14 protein-coding genes and 1 pseudogene are annotated in these 22,093 nt (G+C 43.9%); 3 read left to right on the top strand and 12 right to left on the bottom strand.

The annotated features are described in order from the left end of the window. Positions 1-201: 201 nt before the first annotated feature. From AHMF7605_RS24510 to AHMF7605_RS24460, 11 genes and pseudogenes are all read right to left on the bottom strand, one after another. Positions 202-1,716 (bottom strand): mandelate racemase/muconate lactonizing enzyme family protein, encoded by a 1,515-nt coding sequence (locus AHMF7605_RS24510; RefSeq protein ID WP_106932603.1) that lies wholly within the window; start codon positions 1,714-1,716, stop codon positions 202-204. Positions 1,717-1,949: 233 nt separating this feature from the next. Next, entirely contained in the window at positions 1,950-2,882 is a 933-nt protein-coding gene (locus AHMF7605_RS24505; protein ID WP_106933603.1) for an RraA family protein, read from the bottom strand. Positions 2,883-3,026: 144 nt separating this feature from the next. Then, positions 3,027-3,959 (bottom strand): RraA family protein, encoded by a 933-nt coding sequence (locus AHMF7605_RS24500; protein ID WP_106932602.1) that lies wholly within the window; start codon positions 3,957-3,959, stop codon positions 3,027-3,029. A gap of 74 nt (positions 3,960-4,033) precedes the next feature. Further along, the gene (locus AHMF7605_RS24495) at positions 4,034-4,471 is read right to left on the bottom strand and encodes a nuclear transport factor 2 family protein (protein WP_106932601.1); all 438 of its coding nucleotides are present in this window, start codon (positions 4,469-4,471) and stop codon (positions 4,034-4,036) included. Positions 4,472-4,563: 92 nt separating this feature from the next. Further along, positions 4,564-5,697, bottom strand: a complete 1,134-nt coding sequence (locus AHMF7605_RS24490; RefSeq protein WP_106932600.1) for a bile acid:sodium symporter family protein — start codon at positions 5,695-5,697, stop codon at positions 4,564-4,566. Positions 5,698-5,825: 128 nt separating this feature from the next. Beyond that, the gene (locus tag AHMF7605_RS24485; protein ID WP_106932599.1) at positions 5,826-7,325 is read right to left on the bottom strand and encodes a mandelate racemase/muconate lactonizing enzyme family protein; all 1,500 of its coding nucleotides are present in this window, start codon (positions 7,323-7,325) and stop codon (positions 5,826-5,828) included. A 172-nt stretch (positions 7,326-7,497) separates the two neighbouring features. Further along, a pseudogene (locus tag AHMF7605_RS24480) lies at positions 7,498-8,789 on the bottom strand (mandelate racemase/muconate lactonizing enzyme family protein). Between the two features lie 42 nt (positions 8,790-8,831). After that, positions 8,832-9,797 carry an RraA family protein gene (locus AHMF7605_RS24475; RefSeq protein ID WP_106932598.1) on the bottom strand — a complete coding sequence of 322 codons (966 nt, stop codon included), beginning with the start codon at positions 9,795-9,797 and terminating at the stop codon, positions 8,832-8,834. A 189-nt stretch (positions 9,798-9,986) separates the two neighbouring features. Further along, positions 9,987-11,531 carry a SusD/RagB family nutrient-binding outer membrane lipoprotein gene (locus tag AHMF7605_RS24470; protein WP_106932597.1) on the bottom strand — a complete coding sequence of 515 codons (1,545 nt, stop codon included), beginning with the start codon at positions 11,529-11,531 and terminating at the stop codon, positions 9,987-9,989. Positions 11,532-11,554: 23 nt separating this feature from the next. Further along, on the bottom strand, positions 11,555-14,698 hold the full coding sequence (locus tag AHMF7605_RS24465) for a SusC/RagA family TonB-linked outer membrane protein (protein WP_106932596.1): 3,144 nt from the start codon (positions 14,696-14,698) through the stop codon (positions 11,555-11,557). Between the two features lie 812 nt (positions 14,699-15,510). After that, positions 15,511-15,909 carry a hypothetical protein gene (locus tag AHMF7605_RS24460; protein ID WP_106932595.1) on the bottom strand — a complete coding sequence of 133 codons (399 nt, stop codon included), beginning with the start codon at positions 15,907-15,909 and terminating at the stop codon, positions 15,511-15,513. A 164-nt stretch (positions 15,910-16,073) separates the two neighbouring features. On the opposite strand from AHMF7605_RS24460, the gene hppD reads away from it, so the two are divergent. The 3 genes from hppD to AHMF7605_RS24445 all read left to right on the top strand — a co-directional run bounded on the left by hppD (position 16,074) and on the right by AHMF7605_RS24445 (position 21,340). Next, positions 16,074-17,180: a 4-hydroxyphenylpyruvate dioxygenase gene (gene hppD / locus AHMF7605_RS24455; protein WP_106932594.1), complete on the top strand. Its 1,107-nt coding sequence runs from the start codon at positions 16,074-16,076 to the stop codon at positions 17,178-17,180. A 192-nt stretch (positions 17,181-17,372) separates the two neighbouring features. After that, positions 17,373-19,106, top strand: a complete 1,734-nt coding sequence (locus AHMF7605_RS24450) for a phospho-sugar mutase (RefSeq protein WP_106932593.1) — start codon at positions 17,373-17,375, stop codon at positions 19,104-19,106. 284 nt (positions 19,107-19,390) lie between these two features. Next, a complete protein-coding gene (locus AHMF7605_RS24445) occupies positions 19,391-21,340 on the top strand; it encodes a KUP/HAK/KT family potassium transporter (RefSeq protein WP_106932592.1) in 1,950 nt (649 codons plus the stop codon). A 57-nt stretch (positions 21,341-21,397) separates the two neighbouring features. Here the strand turns inward: AHMF7605_RS24445 and AHMF7605_RS24440 are convergent, their stop codons facing one another. Then, positions 21,398-21,607 (bottom strand): hypothetical protein, encoded by a 210-nt coding sequence (locus AHMF7605_RS24440; protein ID WP_106932591.1) that lies wholly within the window; start codon positions 21,605-21,607, stop codon positions 21,398-21,400. Positions 21,608-22,093: the final 486 nt, after the last annotated feature.

The following is a 22,093-nucleotide window of genomic DNA, read 5'->3' as shown; positions in this document are numbered from 1 at the left end:
TGGGCAATTCTGCTAAGGTAATAAATTAACCCGGAAAATTGCCTGGAAGCCTCTATTGGACGTTATAAAAGAAAACAGATTAAGTAGTCTTATAAGTTGTTTTATATTATATTGCGGAGATGAAAAGCTGGAAGGTGTTCCGGCTTTCTTGGTTTAGAGCAATCTTAATTACCGCAATTCATAAACCAGCGTATCTGAAAATTAACTAAAAATCCGGTCGTGCGAGCGTTTTTCGTTCCATTCGGGGGTTGGCCGGAAATAGGTGGTATCTTCTTTATGCAGGTGTTCTTTCATTACTTCGTCGTTCAACTCTACACCTAGTCCGGGAGCATTCAGGGGAACGTTGGCGAAGCCTTTTTCATAGAGAGGTTGCTTGCTTACGGTATGCACCAGCTTGGGCCACCAAGGGTTATCAACTACTTGGTTCGGTACTTCTAAGGCTAAGACATTTTGGGTAGCGGCAGCGCTGTGTACGTTGGCCATAAAACAAACGGGAGTACCGGCAAAGTGCAGTCCCATAGCAATGCCTTTTTCTTCGGCGTAATCGCCAATTTTCTTGGTTTCTAAAATGCCGCCGGAACTGCCCATATCCGGTTGTACAATATCCACAGCGCGTATGTCGCAGAGTTTCTTAAATTCTTCTTTCAGGTAAATATCTTCGCCGGTCATGGTAGGCGTAGTAAGGGCATCGGTAATTGTTTTTAATTGCTCGGTACTGTCCCAAGGCACAAAATCTTCCAGCGAAGCCAGTCGAAATGGTTCTAACGCCCGGCCCACCCGGATGCAATTATTTACATCAAAGTGGCCCATATGGTCGGCGGATAAAGGAACTTCGTACCCCACAATACTCCGGATGGTATCCACGTATTTGGCCAGCAATTCTAAGCCTTTATCGGTAACCTGAATGGCCGTAAATGGATGGCGCGTACTTTGGTAGGAGCCATAGCTTAAATCATCGGTGCCAAAGCCGGGAACAAACTTGGTATTAACCGTAGTACCCAAAATGCTGCTGTACACCTGAATCCCTGGGTGCATCTTCATCCAGGTAAACCCTTGTTCTTCCATCCGGTGTTTCACATCGGCCTTAAACTTAGCCACGTCCATATTAGTGGCCGAGTGCCCCGGAACGTACGAGTACAAGCGCACTTTATCCCGGTATCTTCCGCCTAATAATTGCCAAACCGGTACCCCGTAAGCCTTTCCGGCTAAATCCCAAAGCGCCATTTCTACGCCACTTACGCCGCCCCCTAACCGGCCATGGTTCCCGAATTGCTTAATAGTTTTAAAAATCTGTTCTACGTTGCAGGGATTTTGGCCCAGAATGCGGCTTTTCAAAAAAAGAGCGTAGCGGGCATCCCCGCCGTCCCGTACTTCACCTAAGCCGTAAATACCTTGGTTAGTATCAATCCGAAGAATAACATTACGCGCATTAGTAAAAGCAGTACCGTTTGAAATGGTTGCATACCGCATATCCGTAATTTTCAGGTCGGCGGGGTTAGATGCCCGGTTTACCTTAGCTGTGGTTTGAGCCAAAGTATCTTCCAGAGATAAATTTAAAAATCCACCTAAGGCAATACCCCCTAAAGCTGTTTTTTTAAGAAAAGTACGACGGCTGTCTTTGGTAAAAGGGTTATTTATCTCGGCCTGAATAGCGGTGGCTTCGGCTAGCTCCTGCGCTTTATTTTTCTGAATAATGCTTTGTAAAATGTTTTTCATTCGGTTCCGATATAAATAAATGTCTTAGAAACAGGCTTTGAATAAACCCGCGATTCTTAATGGCTTCACCCATGGTAATAGTTTAGAATAATAGACTCTTCACGAAAGAAACAAGTTTAAAATTCTTGGTGCTGCAGAAAATAAAAACTAATCAAAAATTGAATAGACATAAATTGCCGGAGAGAAGAAAAGCTGGAATTTCTTCCAGCTTTCCAAAATTAAAGTTTAGTAGTTTACCAGGTACGTTTACTCATTACTTTATCCACTTCCGCTTTGGTCATGGTGCCCATTTCCGGGTGCTGGCCTAACCATTTCAGAAAATCATTCTTTAACTGGTCATTCCATTGGCTATCAATCTGGCCGGGAGTATACTTGCCGGAGCGCACCATTTCAAAACCGAATTTATCTTTGCGGGTTACAAATTCGCAAGTAGAAACTACTTGCTCGGCTAAATGAGCCGGAATAAAAAGTACGCCTTCCCGCTTGGCAATTACTAAGTCGCCGGGCAACACCATTACATTTCCCATCCGGATAGGCGTATTTAAGCCCATTAACACACTGCCTTCCAGGAAAGAGGGATGCCAGTCCCGGACAAAAGCGTTAAAGCCTTTAATGGTTTGAATTTCTTCCAAGTCGCGGGCCGCCGCGTTAAATACTACCCCGTTGCCGGATTTAGTGAAAATAGAATTAGCTAAAGTAGCCCCCATCAGCGTTCCGCCGCCAATTTTGCCGTAACCATCGGCTACGTATACATCGCCTTTGGTTAAAACATCAATGGGCCAGGAGTTGGAAGCACCTTTGCGGCCTTGTACTTTTTGGCCGCGTTCCACTACATTTTTTTCTACGTCGGGCCGGCTGGGCATAAATTGGGCGGTAACTACGCGGCCCACTACCGGTACTTCGTCGTTAACGGTCTTCCAGTTGCCTTCGTATTGGTTCAGATATCCTTCGTTTTTTAACACCGTCCAGGCATCGGCAATACCAATTTTTTTGGCTCTTTCGAGTAAATTTTCCGGAATCTTGGGCCGTCCATCCGGAAAACGCTCTCCCTTCCATTCCGATGTCAGAAAAGTTAACTCTTCTTTCGAAATAGTTTGGGCGAATAAAGAACCGGAAAAACAAAAGCAAACAATAAGAAAAAATAAAAAAGAACGGTTGAATGGCATTAGTTGAATTTTGATTTGAATGAAACTTAAAAAATAAGTGCTCAAATTACTAATAGTTTTTAGATAGAAGCTGATTATTTATTGAATAATCAGCTTCCGGAATAATTTTAAATTTAGCTGAATTTTATGCGTTCAGATAGTTTATTAATGGCCTTTTGCCAGATAAGCCTCTAGGTCTTTTTTACTAATAGCTAGTTTTTTCGGGTATTTTCCTACCCAGGTTCTGAACTCATCTTTAATTTTGTCGGACCAATCGCCGTGAATTTCGCCGGAAGGGTATTTACCTTGCGTTAAAAGCACTCTTTCAAATTCATCGCGCAGGGCGGTCATTTCCGAAGCAGATACTAAACCTTCGACTAAGTGGGCCGGAATGAAAACAACGCCGTACTCATTCGCAAATACCACATCGCCCGGGAAAACGGTAACTTCGCCAATGCGAATAGGAGCATTAATGGAAGAGGGAGTCATATCTTTAATGTAGGATGGGTCATGGCCTTTTACCCAAGCATTAAAGCCTTTGGTATCTTTTAACTCCTGCATGTCGCGCACCGATCCGTAGAAAATTACGCCTTTGCCGGTTTTACCGTAAATAGCGTTTCCTAAACTGGAGCCAATCAAGGTACCGTCTTTCACTTTACCGAAACCATCGGCCACGTAAATATCGCCTTTGGTTAAAATATCAATGGGCCAGATGTTAATACCACCTTTTTGAGAACGATTTTCGGCTTTGCCCTGGGCTCTTACTAAACTGTCCAGGTCGGGGCGGGTGGGCATGAACTGAGCAGTTACGACACGGCCAGTCATGGTTTCACCGGGTTTCAGAATAATCCAGTTCTTTTCTACTTGGTTGCGGTAACCTTTATTGCTTAAATATCCCCAGATTTGCTCTAGGGTAGCATTTTGTAAACGTTCCAGAACTAAATCCGGCACTTTCGGACGGCCATCCGGAAAACGTTCTCCTTTCCAATTAGAGGTTAAAGCTTTTACGGTTTCCGGAGTGGAACCCACCCGAATTTGAGCATTTGCTAAAAATCCGCCTAAGGCAAAAGCTCCCACAAGGAATAATTTTTTATTCATTCTTATTGTAATTATAAAGTTGAAAGTGAGTTAAAAAGCATAAAATCTAAATAATAGATTAACTATCTAAAATTTTACGGTACCGGAACTTTAAAGGCTTGGCGGGCTAATAATTTCCATTGTCCTTTTTGTTTTTGCCAGATTAATAGATTCCGGATTTTTACTTCGCCCGGCTTGCCATTATTAGTCGTTTTCGCGTTAAAAGCATGCCGCACAATAGCGGTATTACCGGCCAGACGAATGGTTTGATCTTGTAAATCAATCTCGTTAAAGTGGATGGGGTCATTCAGCACGCCATTTACAAAAGCAGTTTTATCTTCTACCTTCCCGCTGGAATGCCCGTAACTTAGTTCATCGGCAGTGATAGATTCCAGGAGATTTTTATCCCGGCTAATCATGGCTTTTTTAAAAGTTTCTACAGCAGCCGTTACTTGCTTTTCGTCGCCAGACTGAGCATAGCTAACAAGGGTTAAACTGCTGAAGAAAACAAAAAAACAAAGAATCTTTTTCATTAGTAATATTTTAACTGATAGTATACATGCTCTCCCTGTTCCTTAAAAAAGGTTAGAAGCGGAAAAGCTCAATAAAGTGGATAAATAATAAATTACAAGGATTTAACCGCCAGTTCGCCCCTTTCTCTATTTAAGGCTTCATCTTTATCGACGGGTGGTTTGCGGTGCCAGTAAGACGCTAAAATAGAACCGGTAATATTCATGAGCGGACCAAAAACAGCCGGCGCTAAACCAATAGTGGCTGCTTTGCCCATTTCTTTCGCTAGGCCGGAGGCTAAACCACCGTTTTGCATACCTACCTCAATGGCAATAGTACGGGCATCGCGCTCTTTCAGGCCAAACAAACGGCCAATCCAGTAGCCAAATAAATAACCGCCGGTATTATGAATCAGCGCGCACACAATTAAAGCCGGACCAATTACAATTAAGTTATCGCGACCAGCGGCCGTGATAATGGTAATGATAAATGCAATCCCGATCATGGAAACCAAGGGCATGGCTTTATCTAACCAACCGGCTTTGCCTCTAAAGAATTTGTTAAATAATAATCCGCCGCCAATAGGAATGATTACCATTTTCACAATGTCCCACATCATGGCCAATGCATCTACATTCACAAATTGACCTCCTAAAATTTTCATCCACAGAGGCGTTAAAAAAGGTGCTAATAATGTTGCTATGGCTGTCAGGGTAACAGATAAGGCCAAGTTCGCATTGGCTAAATAAGACATAACGTTACTTGCTAAACCACACGGCATACTGCCGATTAAAACCACACCAGCGGCAATTTCGGGCGGAAAATGAAAGGCTTTGGCTAAAGAAAAACCCAGCAAAGGCATAACCGTAAAATGGCCTACCAGCCCGATTAATACCGCTTTGGGCATTTTAATAACTCCGGCAAAATCTTTCAGGCCCATTTCGGTTCCCATGCCAAACATAATCAACTGAATGAGCGGCGTAATGAGCGTGGCGAACTTAAAGCCGTTTACTTCTACAAAATACTGCGGAAAATTTAGCGCCGTAGTTACCGCGGCAAAAATCATCATGGTATAAGCAAAACCTTTGGTTACGGCATAACCCCGGAAGCCAATACCTAAAGCGATAAAAAATAAAATAAATACAGGTCCGGCTTGGGCTTGATTACCGCCAAATATTAAAACTAGGGCAGCAATTAAGCTAAGGGCGGCAATACCCAGGAAAAACTTATAAGCGTTGTTCTGTTTCAATGTATTCGTATTTTAAGCTTATAAAATAGTGTGAATGTTTTAAATAGTTAAAATAATAATGTGCAACAGAGACTCTCCCTTAAAATAGAATAAAGCGGAAAACCGCTGGTTTTCCGCTTTATTCTATTTTAACTAAATATTCTGTCGTGTGAGCGTCTTTCGTCCCATTCTTTAGTGGGCGCAAAGAACGTTTTGTCTCTCTGGTGCAGGTGCTGTTTTACCACATCTTCGTTTAATTCAATGCCTAAACCCGGCGCGGTCAGCGGTACCGGCGCATATCCTTTCGTGATTAATTTCCGACCGTCGGTAGTTTTCACTAAACTTTCCCACCAAGGTAAATCCACGGAATGGTGCTCCAATGCCAGGAAGTTTTGCGTGGCTGCCGCGCAATGCACGTTCGCCATAAAAGAAACCGGTGTACCGGCCTGGTGCATGGCCATAGCAATGCCGTTTTCCTCGGCGTAATCGCCAATCCGTTTGGTTTCTAAAAGCCCGCCGGAACTGGATAAATCCGGGTGCACAATGTCTACGGCTTTTTTATCAATCAGTGGCTTAAAGTATTTTAATAAGAAAATATCTTCCCCGGTGAGCGTGGGCGTTTCGATCGCATCCGAAATAGTTTTCCATTGATCGGTATACTCCCAGGAAATAATATCTTCTAACCAAGCCAAGCGGTATTTTTCCAGCGCTTTACCTAAGCGGATACCGTTATTATGATCGAAGTGGCCGTAATGGTCCGTAGAAAGCGGAATATCGTAGCCCACCATGCTCCGCACATTTTCCACCACTTTCGCCAGCTCTTCAAAGCCTTTATCGGTAATTTGAATTTGGGTGAACGGATGCAGGGTATTGCCATACGACATGTAATTGCTTTGGTCGCCCCACTGGGCTAAATCGCCCCGCGAGTTTTCCCAGAACTTGGAATTTACGACGGTACCAGGTTTCCCCTTTAACTCCCCAATTGAAACGTCCATTTTCAGCCAGGTATAACCTTGATCCTGGGTCCGGAATTTAATTAATTTGGCTTGTTCTTCCGGCGATCCAGCTTCCGGCGTATCGGCATACAATCTTACTTTATCGCGGTATCTTCCCCCTAATAATTGCCAGGCCGGTACGTTGTAAGCCTTCCCGCACAAATCCCATAAGGCCATTTCTACGCCGCAAACCCCACCGGCCTGCCGGCTTTGTCCGCCAAATTGCTTAATGGCTTTAAATATCATTTCTACGTTACAAGGGTTCATTCCCAAAATGCGGCTTTTTAGCATTAAAGCATACCGCGGATCGGCACCGTCCCGGACTTCTCCTAAACCGTAAATGCCCTGGTTGGTGTCAATCCGGATAATGGCCGTACCGCCCAGTACGCTCGTTAACGCATACCGTAAATCGGTAATTTTTAACTCCGAAGGGTTCGAAGCCCGGCTTACCTTAGACGTAGTTTGCGCAATGGTATCCTCGAAAGACATTCCCATTAAAGCACCCAAAGAAATACCGCCTAAAGCTGATTTTTTTAAAAAGGCCCGCCGGCTGTCGGTGGTTTGGGGATTATCTATTTCGGCCTGCATGGCGGCGGCCGTTTCTGCTTCTTGTTGCTTGTTTTGGGCAATAATTTTCTGTAAAATGCTTTTCATAAGGGTTTAAGTTATTAAGGTAATTAGATGTTAGACACTAGATATTAAGTGTTAGATTTTTTTGGGTGATACAGTATGGCAAATAATCGATTCCGTATGCAGTAACTTTAAAGAATGGGTCTGTTTATTTAAAAAAACTTAGCTGGCCTTACTCGCTCAAAAAGTGATATGATTATACAAAGAAAGGAATGTCTTTCGGATGGTATTTTTTCATGCCTTCTTCGTTGATATCTACGCCGATACCCGGTTTATCCGAAACAGTAATAAAGCCTTTTTCTACGAATGGTTTGTCGTATTTTACCACGTCCTTGTAAATCTGCTCGGTATCCATATACGTTTGCCACTCCAGAATATGGAAGTTTGGCACGGAGGCACAAACGTGGGCAGTTGCCATGGCTCCCAGGAAAGAGGCTACCATGTGCGGCGAAAAAGGCACGTAATACAAATTGGCTAAGTTAGCAATGCGCTGTCCTTCACCTAAACCACCCGTCTTTTGTAAATCCGGCATGATAATATCCACCCCGCCATCGGCTAAAACTCGGGTAAAGCCATAGGCTAAATACATGTTTTCGCCGGCACAAATGGGGGTAGAGGTGCTTTTAGTAATTTCTTTGTAAACGTCCATGTTATCGGCCGGAATGGGCTCTTCCAAAAACATCAAATTTAAAGGCTCCATCAGTTTTGCCACTCGATGACCCGTAGTGGCATCGTAACGGCCGTGCATATCCACGCAAATGTCTACTTTAGGGCCAACCGCTTTCCGGACCGCGGCAATGGAATTGTACATCCGGTCTAACTCGGCCGGACTAGCCGTCCAGTTATACCGGTCGTATTTGTTCGGGTCGTTGCCTTCATCAATATCAAACTTAACGGCATTATAACCTTTATCTACGGCGCCTTTCGCCGATTTCGCATAATCATCGGGGGTAGGGTTACGGGCGGTATACAAGGCGGTATCGCAATATACCCGCACTTTATCCCGGAACTTACCGCCGAGTAATTGGTAAACGGGTACGCCCAAGGCTTTACCCGTAACATCCCAAAGCGCGGTTTCGATAGCGCCCATTACCGCTACATAAACCCCCGATTGAGCCCCCCGAAAAACGCACCTTTCCGCAAATCTTCCTGAAGCCGGTTAGGATTTAAAGGGTTTTGGCCTTTTAAGCGCTCTCCCATTTGTTTTACCATGTAGTAGGTTCCGGCTACGGCATCTACCCCTTGTCCCCACCCGACAATTCCTTGGTTCGTCGAAATCTTTACAATTAAATCGTGGCCCCCTTTAATAAAACCACAAGTTACCTCGGTAATTTTTAAATCAGCCGGCGCGGAAGCGTGGGACGTTCTTTCTTTGGCCCCAATTAAACCCGTACCCGCCGAAGCCAGGGCCGGCGCACCCAGAATACTCGCGGCGCCCGCTAAGGAAAGCTTACCTAAAAAGGAGCGGCGATTTTGTTTCGTTGACATAGTAGTTTTATTAAATCTTTTGCTAGGGGTTTTAAATAAAGTTTAATTGATATTATTGACACTACTGGAGGCTATTATTTCCTCGACCTGCGCTTTTGCCACCGGTAATTTAATTTTTTTATCTTTCACGCTGGCTTTTAACCATGCCAGGTAATCTTTCTGAATTTCCACGGGCCAACTGGCGTCCATTTGGCCAGCGGTATATTTTCCTTCGGCGGTGCGAATGTGGGCAAACATATCTTCCAAGCGGGTTTTTTCGGATGCTTTCACTACTGTTTCGGCCAGATGCGGCGGAATGAAGATAACCACCCCTTCTTTGCCCAATACCACATCGCCCGGCATAACCGTTACCTGCCGGATCCGGACGGGTTTGTTAATGCCCATAATCATGGTATTTAGATCGCTGCGCGGGTTATGATAAGAAGGAGAATAACTGGTTACGTACGAGGTAAAGCGGCCCATCTCTTTTAACCCTTCAATGTCCCGGATGGCCCCATCGTATACAATACCGTTACCGGATCGGCGGTAAATATCGGCGGCTACGCGGTCGCCAATGGTGGGGCCGTTTTTGTGCAATCCAAATTGATCGGCCACATATACGTCGCCTTTTTGCAATTGCTCCACCCCCCACACGTTTTGGTTCCGGCGACCTTCTTTTTTACCGCGTTCGTCGATTACTTTCCACATATCCGGGCGATACGGCATAAAGGTGGTGGTAAAAGCGCGACCCACCAGTACGCTGTCCGGGTTAATCCGAATGGGCCAATTTTCCGCTAATTGGTAATTGAATTGGGCACCGCCCAAAGTAGCCCAGGCTTCTTCCATACTCACCGCTTTCATGCGTTTCAGAATAGCATCCGGCACTTTCGGCCGTCCATCCGGAAAGCGTTCTCCTTTCCATTCTGGCGTAAGAAAAATAAGTTCTTCTTTTGAAATTTGCTGGGCTTGAACAAAAGAAACAGGAATTAAAAAATAAGTTAATAAGAGAAGGGAAAATACTTTTTTCATCAGCCACCAATACAAATCACGAATGTTTATTCTGCTTTACCAGGCAATAATATATTCGCTCAATTTTGAAGATAATTTGATTTTAATCCAGACATTTTAAAAATTACAAAATAAATTCTGTTGGCAAGATGCCTGTAATAACAAAAGAAAACCCGCCTGATTATTACTCGGAACCAGGCGGGTTTTCTTTTAAAGCTTGTCCCAGAAAATACGCGTTCCTAAGTTATCGCCTCCCATCCGGGTCGCTGCAGCCTGAGTATTAGCCGAATTAACCGAAACTTCCCGGACTGGATAAGTCAGGCGGCGAATGAACCCACCGGCGCTTGTAGTTTTGATGGATGGATCTTCGCCGGGATAATTAATGGGTTGCAATTGCGGATAACCCGTCCGGCGGAAGTTCGCCCACGCCTCCGACCAATTCCGGAAAGAAGCCACCCAGTATTGCTCATTAATTTGCTCCAGGGCTCTGGCTGGATCGAATGCTACTTCCGGCCCTTGCAGGTAAGCTTGTTGCTGCTCAGGAGTAATATTAATAATAGTCGGCTCGTAATCCTTCATCTGATCCATGTGCGCCTTAATACCCGTTTCATAATATACTTTGGCATCGCCGGTGGCATAGCCCCGGGTTACTGCTTCAGCTAAAAGTAATTGCGTTTGGCCGAAGGTTACAAAATGCTCGGGTGCCTCTAACCGCAGAACGGTATTCCGACGAAATTGCGAATAAGCAAAAGTGCCATTTACCTTATCCGGATAGCCGGGTGCGTTCACCAGAGTTACGTCTGAATAACCATAAGGCATTCCAACTTGATCGGCCGGATTGGTGTTCATATCGCCCCCAGCTGGTTGGCTAGAGAAAGAATATTTCACCACAATGTAAGGCATCCGGGGATCATTGGTTGTTTTTAAGTAATCAACAAAAGGTTGGCCCACAAAAAAGTTTTGCCGTTCGGTACTGGTTAACTGGTTCGAAGTACCGTTGGTATACGTAGGATTATGCCGGATAAGAGCATTGTCGGCATTAGAAGTCATAACGCCACCGCGGGTAGGATCAACGGCTTTGGCCACAATAGCCGTGGCTTTAGCTTCGTCTAACTCCGTGTAGCGCATTCCGGCGCGCAGCAACAACGAATTACCTAGTTTTTTCCACTGCGGAATACTACCGGCGTAAAATAAATCTCCCCGTACCACATCTTTTGCCGGATCTAAGGCATTTGTAGCTGCTTCCAGTTCTTTTAAGATATCTTCGTAAATAGCTTCTTGGTTGTCGTATTTTGGCTGGTTAATACTTCCCAGAAACGCCTGTCCGGCTTCAAAGTAAGGCACATCGCCGTAGGTATCCACCAAAATCATAAAAACATAAGCTTTCCAGATACGCGCCATGCTGTTTAAGTTCGACAAATTAGGATTATCCTGGGTTTTAGCAATAGCGTCTACTAAGTTCCGGACCGGACCGGTGTACAACGAATTATAAATAGCATTCGCATTCGCTTCGATAACTACGTTGTGATTACCGCCTTCAATTACCCCGGTAAAAGGCGTATTTACCTGCTGCACAATTTCGCCTTGGTAATGATGCGTAACAATAGAGGATCCAAATTGTGCACTGGAAAACAGGTAAACCGGGTCGGTAGTAATGGCCTGAACCGGGTTGGTGTTTATTTCTTCAAAATCTTTGTCGCAGCCACTCATTCCCGTTAATAAGCCGGCTAGCACCAAGAATATATATTTCTTCATAAAATCTTTTTAATAAGTTGTTATTAAATCTTGATATTAATATTCAGACCGTAGCTCCGGGTAGTTGGAAGCGCGTGCGTTTCCAAACCGTTTAAATTATCGGAAGCCGAATACTGCGATTCCGGATCGAGATTGTCGACATATTTTTTAATCATTAATAAGTTGTTGACGAACGCGTTCAGGTTTAATCCTTTAATAAAGCTAGTGTTCACAAACCGCGACAAATCATAGCCTACCGAAAGAGTCCGCCACCGCACAAAGCTGGCGTTGTACACAAAAGGCGTAGCTACGCTGGTACCCCGGTAGAGGGTATAAAAATCCTGGGCCGGAACCGCAATGGTATTAGGGGAGCCGTCGGGATTTACCGCATCCATTATTACACCACCATCACGTCCAACTAATGATTCTTTGTGTAAGCCGTGGCGGTACCAGTTAAAATTGGAGTTAGAAACAAGTTTATGCCCGGCTTTAAAGTCGATTTGGGCAAACACCCGGAATCCTTTAAAATTAAAAGTATTCAGCCAGCCACCGGTGTGCGTAGGTACGGCACTGCCGTAAGTTACCAAGTTACCTTGTAAGAAACGGCCATTAGAGGTAATTATCCGGCCCTGGTCATCGCGGCGATAATCAAAGCCCCGCACCGAAGCTAATGGTTTACCCACTTCGTGCGAAACAATACCTATAAACTCGCCGGTACCAGTATCAAAGCGAGTTTGGCCCGGCGCTAATTCCAGAACTTCACTTTTGTTGATGGTAAAGTTAAAGGCACTTTCCCAGTTAAAACCATCGGTACGGACCGGGTTTAAAGTTAAGAGCGCTTCTATCCCTTTGTTGCGTAATTTACCCACGTTCACCCGGGTTTGACCAAAGCCGGAGGCATTGGAAATATCTACGGCTAAAATTTCGTCGACGGTATTTTTACGGTACGCCGCAAAATCTAAGTTTATCCGGTTGTCGAACAGCCGCAGTTCCAAACCTACTTCGGCCTCTTTCACTTTTAAAGGCTTTAAATTGGGGTTCGGGCTAATGGTGCCGGAGATATTACCTAAAGCGTAGTTATTGGTACCAATGGTAAACGGATTGGCGTTAATAGAATAGAAAAGTACGTTGGTATACGGATCGGTATCGCCGCCTACTTCGGCGTAAGCGGCCCGCAACTTACCATAACTCAACCAGGCAGGTAAGGTCGAAAAGGCTTGACTAAATACAAAGCTGGAGCTAACCGATGGATACAGATAGCTATTTGATTTGGGATTTAAGGTAGAGAACCAATCGTTACGGCCGGTTACATTTAAAAACAAGAAATTCTTAAAAGAGAAATCAATGGTACCGTACAAGGAATTTACCCGTTTGTGCGAGTAAGTATAAGATGGTTCTTTAATCTGACCGTTGCCGATAGTGTACAGATCGCGAACGTAGAAGTTAGTAACCGAAGTACCTAAACGATCCGCTTTTTGATCCATACTGTTACCTCCTATAGTAGCGTCAATTCCAAAACTGCCAAATTCGTGATTTGCCCCTATCAGGAAGTCCAGGTTACGTTCGCGGAAAGTACTGACGCTTTGAAAGAAATTGCCGTTAAAGCCAGAAGAAGCTCCCGGTAAAAAAGCTGTACCGGTCGGGCGATTCGCATTATATGGGTTGGTAAAATAATCCTGTCCTACGCGACCTTGCGCGTAAAGCCAAGGGGCAAACTGGTAACGAACCGAAGCATTCCCAAAAATACGGTCGCGGCGATTTTCTTCCAGGCGTTTATTAATTGTCCAGTAGGGATTAGATCGATTGGTAAAACGAGCGGGGTTTATTTCGTTACCGGTAATAGGATCTACGTAAGCGTTTTCCAGCCACTGCACATCAATGCTGTTGGCCAGGGTGTATACTGTTTGGTTAATATTATAATCCTGCTGAACTACTACGGGTGGGTTCTTATTATACTCATTGGAGTAGTTCGCATTTAATTGGGCCGAAAGCTTGGGTGATAAATTATAATTTAGGCTAAAATTTAAAATTTTCTTGTGGAAATCAGAATTGGGGATAATCCCGTTGGCGTCGGTGTTCGCGAAAGATAAACGAAAATTTCCTTTATCATTGCCGCCCGATAAAGCAACCGAATTGTTCCAGGTAGTTCCCGTGCGATAGAAATCTTTCACCCGGTCTTTGTTCGGACTATAAGGATGCAGTTGCCCGTCGTGGCCAATAGTGGGCTGGCCATCAAATCTTTCTCCGAAGCTAAATACCCCAGAGCTACGTGCCTCAGTTACGGTGGTTGGCCGTTTGCCATTTTCGCCTTGGCCATACTCGTACTGAAAATCGGTAAAGTCTAAAGCCTGATCTGCCTGAAAGTTAGAGTTAATTTCAATGCCTATGCCTGCTTGGCCGCGGCCAGATTTAGTCGTAATAATAATAGCCCCATCTTTCGCCCGGAAACCATAAAGCGCCGCTGCGGCCGCTCCTTTTAATACGGTCATCGACTCAATATCATCCGGATTAATACTTTGTAAACCATCACCGGTATCGGTTCTGGCCTGACCGGCAAATTCCTCACCTGCGCCCGCATTGGTACTATTAGCCCGGCCGCCGGCCGCATTATTAATCGGCACTCCGTTTACAATAATTAAAGGCGAATTATTCCCTCCGAAAGAAGATTGACCCCTAATCCGGATTTTAGAAGAACCACCCGCCCCGGTAGGCGGCGCTTGCACGTTTAAACCGGCTACTTTACCCACTAGGCTATTACCCACGTTGGTGGTGCGGGTAGTCGTAAGTTGTTCGGTGTTTACGGTGGCCGTGGCATAGCCCAGCTTTTTAGATTCCCGCTTAATACCTAATGCCGTTACCACTACTTCTTCGAGGGCCTGCGTACTTTCCTCTAAAGATATAGTTAGCTGTGTTTGGTTGCCTACTGGTATTTCTCGGTTGTTATAACCTATGAAACTAACTACCAACGTACTGTTTTCCGGAGCATTTAAACTGAACCTGCCTTCCGGGTCGGTGGTAGTACCGTTCTGAGTATTTTTGACTAATACAGTTGCTCCAATTACCGGTTTCTGGTCTTTAGACGATACAACTGTTCCGGTAATCTGGCGGGTTTGAGCATTTAAGGCAGTTGCCTGAAGTACGCCCATCCAAATTACTAGCAAGTAAAACAAGAGTCTACATTTGCGCATATACTTATTATTTAAATGAATAAAGTTTATTTACTAATTGGAAGTACTACTCAACTTTCAAGGAAATTATTCCGGTTCTAAACCCATTTTTTTGCGCTAATCCTTGAATTTTACGGCATCCTATCAGGAAGACAGTTTAGAAGCTGCTTACCCTAAAACGGGTAGTAATTTGTCTTTATATTTTATTTATTAAATATTCTAACGGAAGAGGAAGTTATTTATAATATGTTTTTTAATAGTCAATAAATATTGAAAATTTTACTACTAGTATGTTCATTTTTTAAATATTTATTAAATTTTAAATCGAATAAGCTGCTATTTTTAATAATATCTAAAATCCAACTCTAACAAATATATTACTTATTGTAAATTTTACAATAGTATAAATCAATTAAATTCCTGTATAATTTAATCAGAATGTTCCCTGAAAGATCCATAGAGGATGTAGGATGCTAATTCATTCCATTCACTCAGAACAAAAAGTCCAGCGCGGAATAACGAATTTCTAGTAGTATCTAAAGGTTAGGTATTCTTCTTGTTTAGCCGCTAAAAGCCGGTCGCTTTATGGAGAAAATTTATACCACGGTAAAATAATAAAGACCTATTTACTTTTATTTCCGCTCTTAGTTTAAACCAGCCGGGTAAGAATAAGCGACGCTGGCCGTAAAGAATTTATAAGATGCCGGTCTAGTGGCTAAAATCTTGATAGGGGTGTCTCTTTATTTATAAGCTAAGTTTTAGTAAATACCGTAAAAAAAAATCCGGAACAGTTTCACCATTCCGGATTATTTTGTTTTAAAAACCTGTTTTTTTTAAGCTTTCCAAACTTCTTTTCGCACGTTCTTTCCTACCGATAAAACCAAACGCGTGGGGTTAGGTACTAACACCAGCCGGGCTTCGCGGTCCGGGAACTCTTCGGTATCCACCCAAACACCTTCTTTTGCCGAAATAGTAGCATTATCCTCGCTGGCTAATTGGGTCGGTAAATAAGCCGTGGGCAGCAATACATCGGTATCCGGACAAACTTTATCGTGTACCTGGGTTAAAATATCTTCTAAGAAATCACCAAAGTTTTCATTAAAATCATCTTCCAAATCGTGCAGCTCTTCTTCTATTTCGTCGTACCGGTCGTCGTCGTAGGTGAGTTTACTAAGTTCCTGCTTTTTCTGGATAATGGTTATGAGGGATGAATTCAAATCCTTAATGTTCATGAGTACCTGCTATGATTTCTACAAATTTTAAAACATGAATTAGCAATTGCAAGTAAATAATAAATAATTTGAAACAAGAATTTTCCATTTCCGAAGGTTTACCGACGGCGAGTCGAATATTTTACGCGTAAAATATTTAAATCTGAAATAATTCTGTTAAAAATATGCACGCCCTTTCTACGCCGGATTTTCTGCCTTTAAACGGTACCGATTACATAGAATTTTACGTGGGCAATGCCAAACAAGCGGCTCATTACTATCAATCGGCATTTGGGTTTGAACTAAAAGCCTACGCGGGTCCGGAAACCGGGCAACGCGACCGGGCCAGTTACGTAGTGCAACAAGGTAAAATCCGGTTGGTGCTTACCACTTCGCTCCTCCCCGACTCCGATATTGCCAGGCACGTTTTGCAGCACGGCGATGGCGTAAAAGCGCTGGCTTTGTGGGTAGACGATGCCGAGAAATCTTTCCGGGAAACCACAGCGCGGGGCGCCGAAGCAGCCGCCGAACCCCAAACGTTGCGCGACGAATTTGGCGAGGTAACTATTGCTTCTATTCACACCTACGGCGAAACCATTCATACTTTTGTCGAACGCCGGAATTATAGCGGGCCGTTTATGCCCGGCTTTATTCAAAAAAGGAGTGTGCTGCCGTTGGCACCGATTGGCCTGAAATACGTAGACCACTGCGTAGGAAACGTGGGTTGGGGCGAAATGAACAAGTGGGTGGAATTCTACGAAAAAGTAATGGGCTTTAAGCTATTAATTACCTTTGATGATGCCGATATTTCGACGGATTATTCCGCGCTGATGTCGAAGGTAGTATCGAACGGCAACGGCTATATTAAATTCCCGATTAACGAGCCCGCCAAAGGCAAAAAGAAGTCGCAGATTGAAGAATATTTAGATTTTTACCGCAGTCCGGGCGTGCAGCATATTGCTTTGGCCACCGATAATATTTTATTTACGGTAACCGAATTGCGGAAACGAGGCGTAGAATTTCTGGAAGTACCAGCCAGTTATTACGAAGACCTAAGTCCGCGCGTAGGGCAAATCGAAGAAGAAATGGCGGCGATTAAAACTTTAAACATCCTCGTCGACCGCGACGAAGAAGGGTACTTACTCCAGATTTTTACCAAACCCGTTGAAGATCGGCCAACGGTGTTTTACGAGATTATTCAACGGAAAGGCGCTAAATCTTTTGGTAAGGGAAATTTTAAAGCTTTGTTCGAAGCTATTGAACGCGAACAAGCCCGGCGCGGCAATTTGTAACTTTTTACATTTACCATTTACCAATAATTTCATGAGTTCTAATTCTTGATTTCTAGTTGGGTGCCGAACAACGAACAACTAAGTACTACTTATTTTTATTTACTGTGAAGTATTAATTTCCGGAATTTACGTACACTATAACCTGAAAATATACTTAATTTATAACCACGAAATAAATTTTCCGCAAAAACTATGATTGACCCAGCTATCCAAAGTAAAATTGACTCCTGGTTGAACGGTCCTTACGACGACGTAACCAAAGCCCAAATTCGGGAACTAATGTCCGGCACGCAAAACGAATCGCTCACCGATGCGTTTTACCGCGATTTGGAATTTGGCACGGGAGGACTCCGCGGTTTAATGGGCGTAGGCAGCAACCGCATGAACCGCTATACGCTGGGTGCCGCTACGCAAGGTTTATGTAATTACCTTAAAAAATCTTTTCCCGGCGAGCAGGTGAAAGTGGCCATTGCCCACGACAGCCGCAATAATAGTCCGGAGTTTGCCCGCATTGTGGCCGATGTTTTCAGCGCCAATGATATAAAAGTATTTTTCTTCCAAGAGCTGCGGCCTACCCCGGAGCTTTCGTTTGCCATCCGGCATTTAGGCTGTCACAGCGGCGTGGTATTAACGGCCTCGCACAATCCTAAAGAATACAACGGCTACAAAGCGTACTGGAACGATGGCGGCCAGGTAGTAGCCCCGCACGATAAAAATATCATTAACGAGGTAAACGCCATTACATCTATCGAAGACATTAAATTTGAGGCGAAGCCAGAAAATATCCAGTTAATTGGGGAGGAAGTGGATGAAGCCTACCTGGACCGGGTAGCCGGTTTATCTATTTCGCACGAGGCCATTCACCGCCAGCACGATTTAAAAATTGTTTATACGCCGCTGCACGGCACGGGTATTACTTTAGTGCCTCGCATCTTAGCGAAAATGGGCTTTACCAATGTTACCATTGTGGAAGAACAAGCTACGCCGGATGGCAATTTCCCGACGGTAATTTACCCGAACCCCGAAGAAAAAGAGGCCATGAGCCTGGCCCTGAAAAAAGCAAAAGAAATAGATGCCGACTTGGTACTAGCCACCGACCCCGATGCCGACCGCGTAGGCATCGGCGTAAAAAATATTCACGGTGAGTTTGTGCTGCTCAACGGTAACCAAACCGGCAGTTTACTTATTTATTATTTGGTAAAAGCTTGGAACGACGCCGGTAAATTAACGGGCAAAGAATTTATTGCCAACACCATTGTTACCACCGAACTCATGAACCGGGTGGCCGAAAAATACGGGGTTAAATCGTACCAAACGCTTACCGGCTTTAAATACATTGCTGAAGTTATCCGGGGCCTGGAAGGCAAAGAAACTTTTATTGGCGGCGGCGAAGAAAGTTACGGTTATTTAATCGGGGATTTTGTGCGCGACAAAGATGCAATTGCTTCCTGCGCCATGATTGCGGAGATGGCGGCGGTGGCCAAAGACCACGGCAAAACTTTGTACCAGCTCATGATTAGCATGTACGAAGAGTTTAAGTTTTACAAAGAAGATTTAATTTCTTTAACTAAAAAAGGCCAGCGCGGCCAACAAGAAATTGCCGAAATGATGCAGGCTCTGCGGGATAATCCGCCGCATACTATAAATGGCGCCCGGGTACATGAAATCCGGGATTATAAAACCGGCGTAATTAAAAACCTGGAAAATAACACCGAGCATACCATTGATATGGAGCGTTCCAACGTGCTGCAGTTTATCACCGCCGATGGTTCTAAAATTTCGGCCCGTCCGTCCGGCACCGAACCCAAAATTAAGTTTTACTTTAGCGTGCAGCAAAAACTACCTTCCGAAGCCGACTTCGACCGCGTAGATGCGCAGCTTACCCGCCGCATTCACGAGATTATTGCGGATATGCAGTTACGGTAAAAATAATTATGTTACTATTTTAAATAAAAGCCTGATGTTGTATCCCGCATCAGGCTTTTTTATTTAATGATTTAAGATAATCGCATTTTTAACACCAACTTTTTACGAATGAGATTTAATGGAAGCCGTAATTTTTTCGTTCTATTTTCCAAAACCACGATTACGCCGTTTGAACAGAAGAAGTACAATATAAATTATGTTTCTTTGCTAAAATTTACCTAAAAGTATTATTTAACTACTTGGCGGAATTATTTTAAGCTACCACTCTGAATTTCACATCAAGCATGTCGAATCAACATAACTCGCACAACCGGCTATCTACGGCCGGGTTATTGATAGCCTTGGGTATTATCTACGGCGATATAGGTACTTCCCCCTTGTACGTAATGAAAGCCATTATTTTGAGTGGCGGGAATGTGATAAACCAAGAACTTATTTACGGTGGGGTTTCTTGTGTCTTCTGGACGATTACCTTGCAAACTACCATTAAATACGTCATACTTACTTTACAAGCCGATAACAACGGGGAAGGTGGCATTTTTTCGTTATACACTTTGGTACGCCGCAAAGCCAAATGGCTGGTAATACCCGCTATTATCGGGGGCAGTTCCTTATTAGCCGATGGTATTATTACGCCTCCTATTTCGGTTTCTTCGGCTATAGAAGGTTTACGGATTATTTACCCCCACCTACCTACTATCCCCATTGTCATTGCCATTTTAACGCTGCTCTTTGTGGCGCAAAGCTTTGGTACGCAAATAGTAGGCAAAGCATTTGGTCCGATAATGTTAATTTGGTTTACCATGCTGGCCGTATTAGGGGTGAGTAGTATCTTAATTCACCCGGAAGTTTTAAAAGCCATTAATCCGCAGTACGCTTATCGCTTACTCGCTCTTTATCCGGGTGGGTTTTGGCTGTTAGGTTCGGTGTTTTTGTGTACTACCGGAGCCGAAGCTTTGTATTCCGATCTGGGCCACTGCGGCAAGGAAAACATTCGCATCAGCTGGATTTTTGTAAAATTATGTTTACTGCTCAATTATTTTGGTCAGGCGGCCTGGCTCACGCAGCACATCGGGCAATCCTTAGACGAACGCGATAATCCTTTTTATGGCGTCATGCCCGATTGGTTCCTGCTTATTGGTATTACCATTGCTACTTTAGCGGCCATTATTGCGAGCCAAGCCTTAATTACCGGTTCATTTACTTTAATCGGGGAAGCTATCCGGCTTAATCTTTGGCCGCGGGTACGTTTACGGTACCCAACCATTGTAAAAGGTCAGTTGTTTGTACCTAGCGTGAACAAATTGCTTTGGGCGGGCTGTATTGGCATTGTCTTGTATTTCCGGGAGTCCAGTAATATGGAGGCGGCTTACGGCTTAGCTATTACGGTAACTATGTTGGCCACCACCATTTTATTGAGCTACTACCTTTACCTGAAGAAATTCTCAAAAATAATAATAGCCTTGTTTTTAGGCACTTATTTAGCCATTGAGGTTTCGTTTCTGGTAGCCAATTTATTAAAATTTCCGCACGGGGGTTGGGTTACGGTTCTAATCGGGATGGTTTTAGTATTCGTGATGTACATCATGCTGCGGTCGTTCTATATTAAACGACGCTTAACCGACGAAGTCCGTTTAGACAAATACATCGATGCTTTAAGGCAACTAAGCGAAGACGAGTCCATTCCCAAATATTCCACGCACTTAATCTACATGACCAGTGCAGAGCGGAAAAATCAGATTGAATCTAAAATTATTTATTCCATTTTCCAGAAACGGCCAAAACGCGCCGATATTTATTGGTTTTTACACGTGAATACGACCGATGATCCGTACACGATGGAATACAAAGTGCACCATATCTTAGATAACGATATTATCCGGGTAGATTTTAACTTGGGCTTTCGGGTAGAACAACGCATTAACTTATACTTCCGGAAAGTAGTAGAGAATCTGGTGCAGAACAAAGAAGTAGATATTACCAGCCGGTACGAATCCTTGAGCCGCCAAAATGTGATTGGCGACTTCCGGTTTGTGGTACTGGAAAAATATCTATCGATCGAAAATGATTTGCCCTGGGACGAGAAGTTAATTATGCAGGCGTATTACTACATCAAAGATTTTACTTCCTCCGAAGACAAGTGGTTTGGGCTGGATACCAGTTCCGTAAAAATTGAAAAAGTGCCCTTGGTCATTAATCCCATCCACAATGTAGAATTAACGCGAGTAGAATAGATGGCATACTCCTTATGCTTTGTCTGGCGGGTAAAACCGGGGCCGAAAGTGTAAAGCTCAACTATCCTTTAGAGCTTCAATTTGTTCATCGTTGAGTAAGATGTAACGATTATTGTAGGGATTAGCATAAAACTTCTCCGCAATAATGTATTCCCCGGACTTCAGTTTATGAATATTGTAGGAGAATAAACTGTTAGATTTTTCAATAATTTTTTCGGTGCTGTCGAGGTCAAATTCTTTACCGCAAGTGGTATTAATGTACTGCATAATAGATAAAAGGAAAAATCCTGAAAAAATTTAGATTGATAGCAATGTATGTACGAGAAAATAAAAAAGAAGTAATCAGCCAAAATAAAAAAGCGAAAAAATAACTTTCTACTACTTCTTAATCTGTTAGAGAGACAAGCTAAGTTTAGGTACTAGCGCCGAGGAAGTCCTTCTTTGCAGGAAAAGGCCATTAAATTTTAAAAAATTGCTACCGCGAGCGTCCCCGCTCGTGTCTACTATTGGGTAGACCCCTAGCCAGGCGAACGGATGATCTTTTGAACGAAGCCTCAAACCTATTGCAACCGGCCAGTTGCAAATCCCAAAGTATTTCGGGGAGGCCGGACGATACTCCTCCCGCGCAGGAGGCTCGCGAGAGGACACGTATAACCTCATCCCCCGCCCCTACTCCTGCGGGAGAAATTGTTTTAACACCTCTTTCTAGCCCTATCCGGAAGGATAGGGCTAGAAAGAGGTGTTAAAACAATT

The sequence above is a fragment of the Adhaeribacter arboris genome, from assembly GCF_003023845.1.
Taxonomy (GTDB): Bacteria; Bacteroidota; Bacteroidia; order Cytophagales; family Hymenobacteraceae; genus Adhaeribacter; species Adhaeribacter arboris.
The sequence above is the reverse complement of the archived record's forward strand: the minus strand, read 5'-3'. Positions and strand labels throughout refer to the sequence as shown.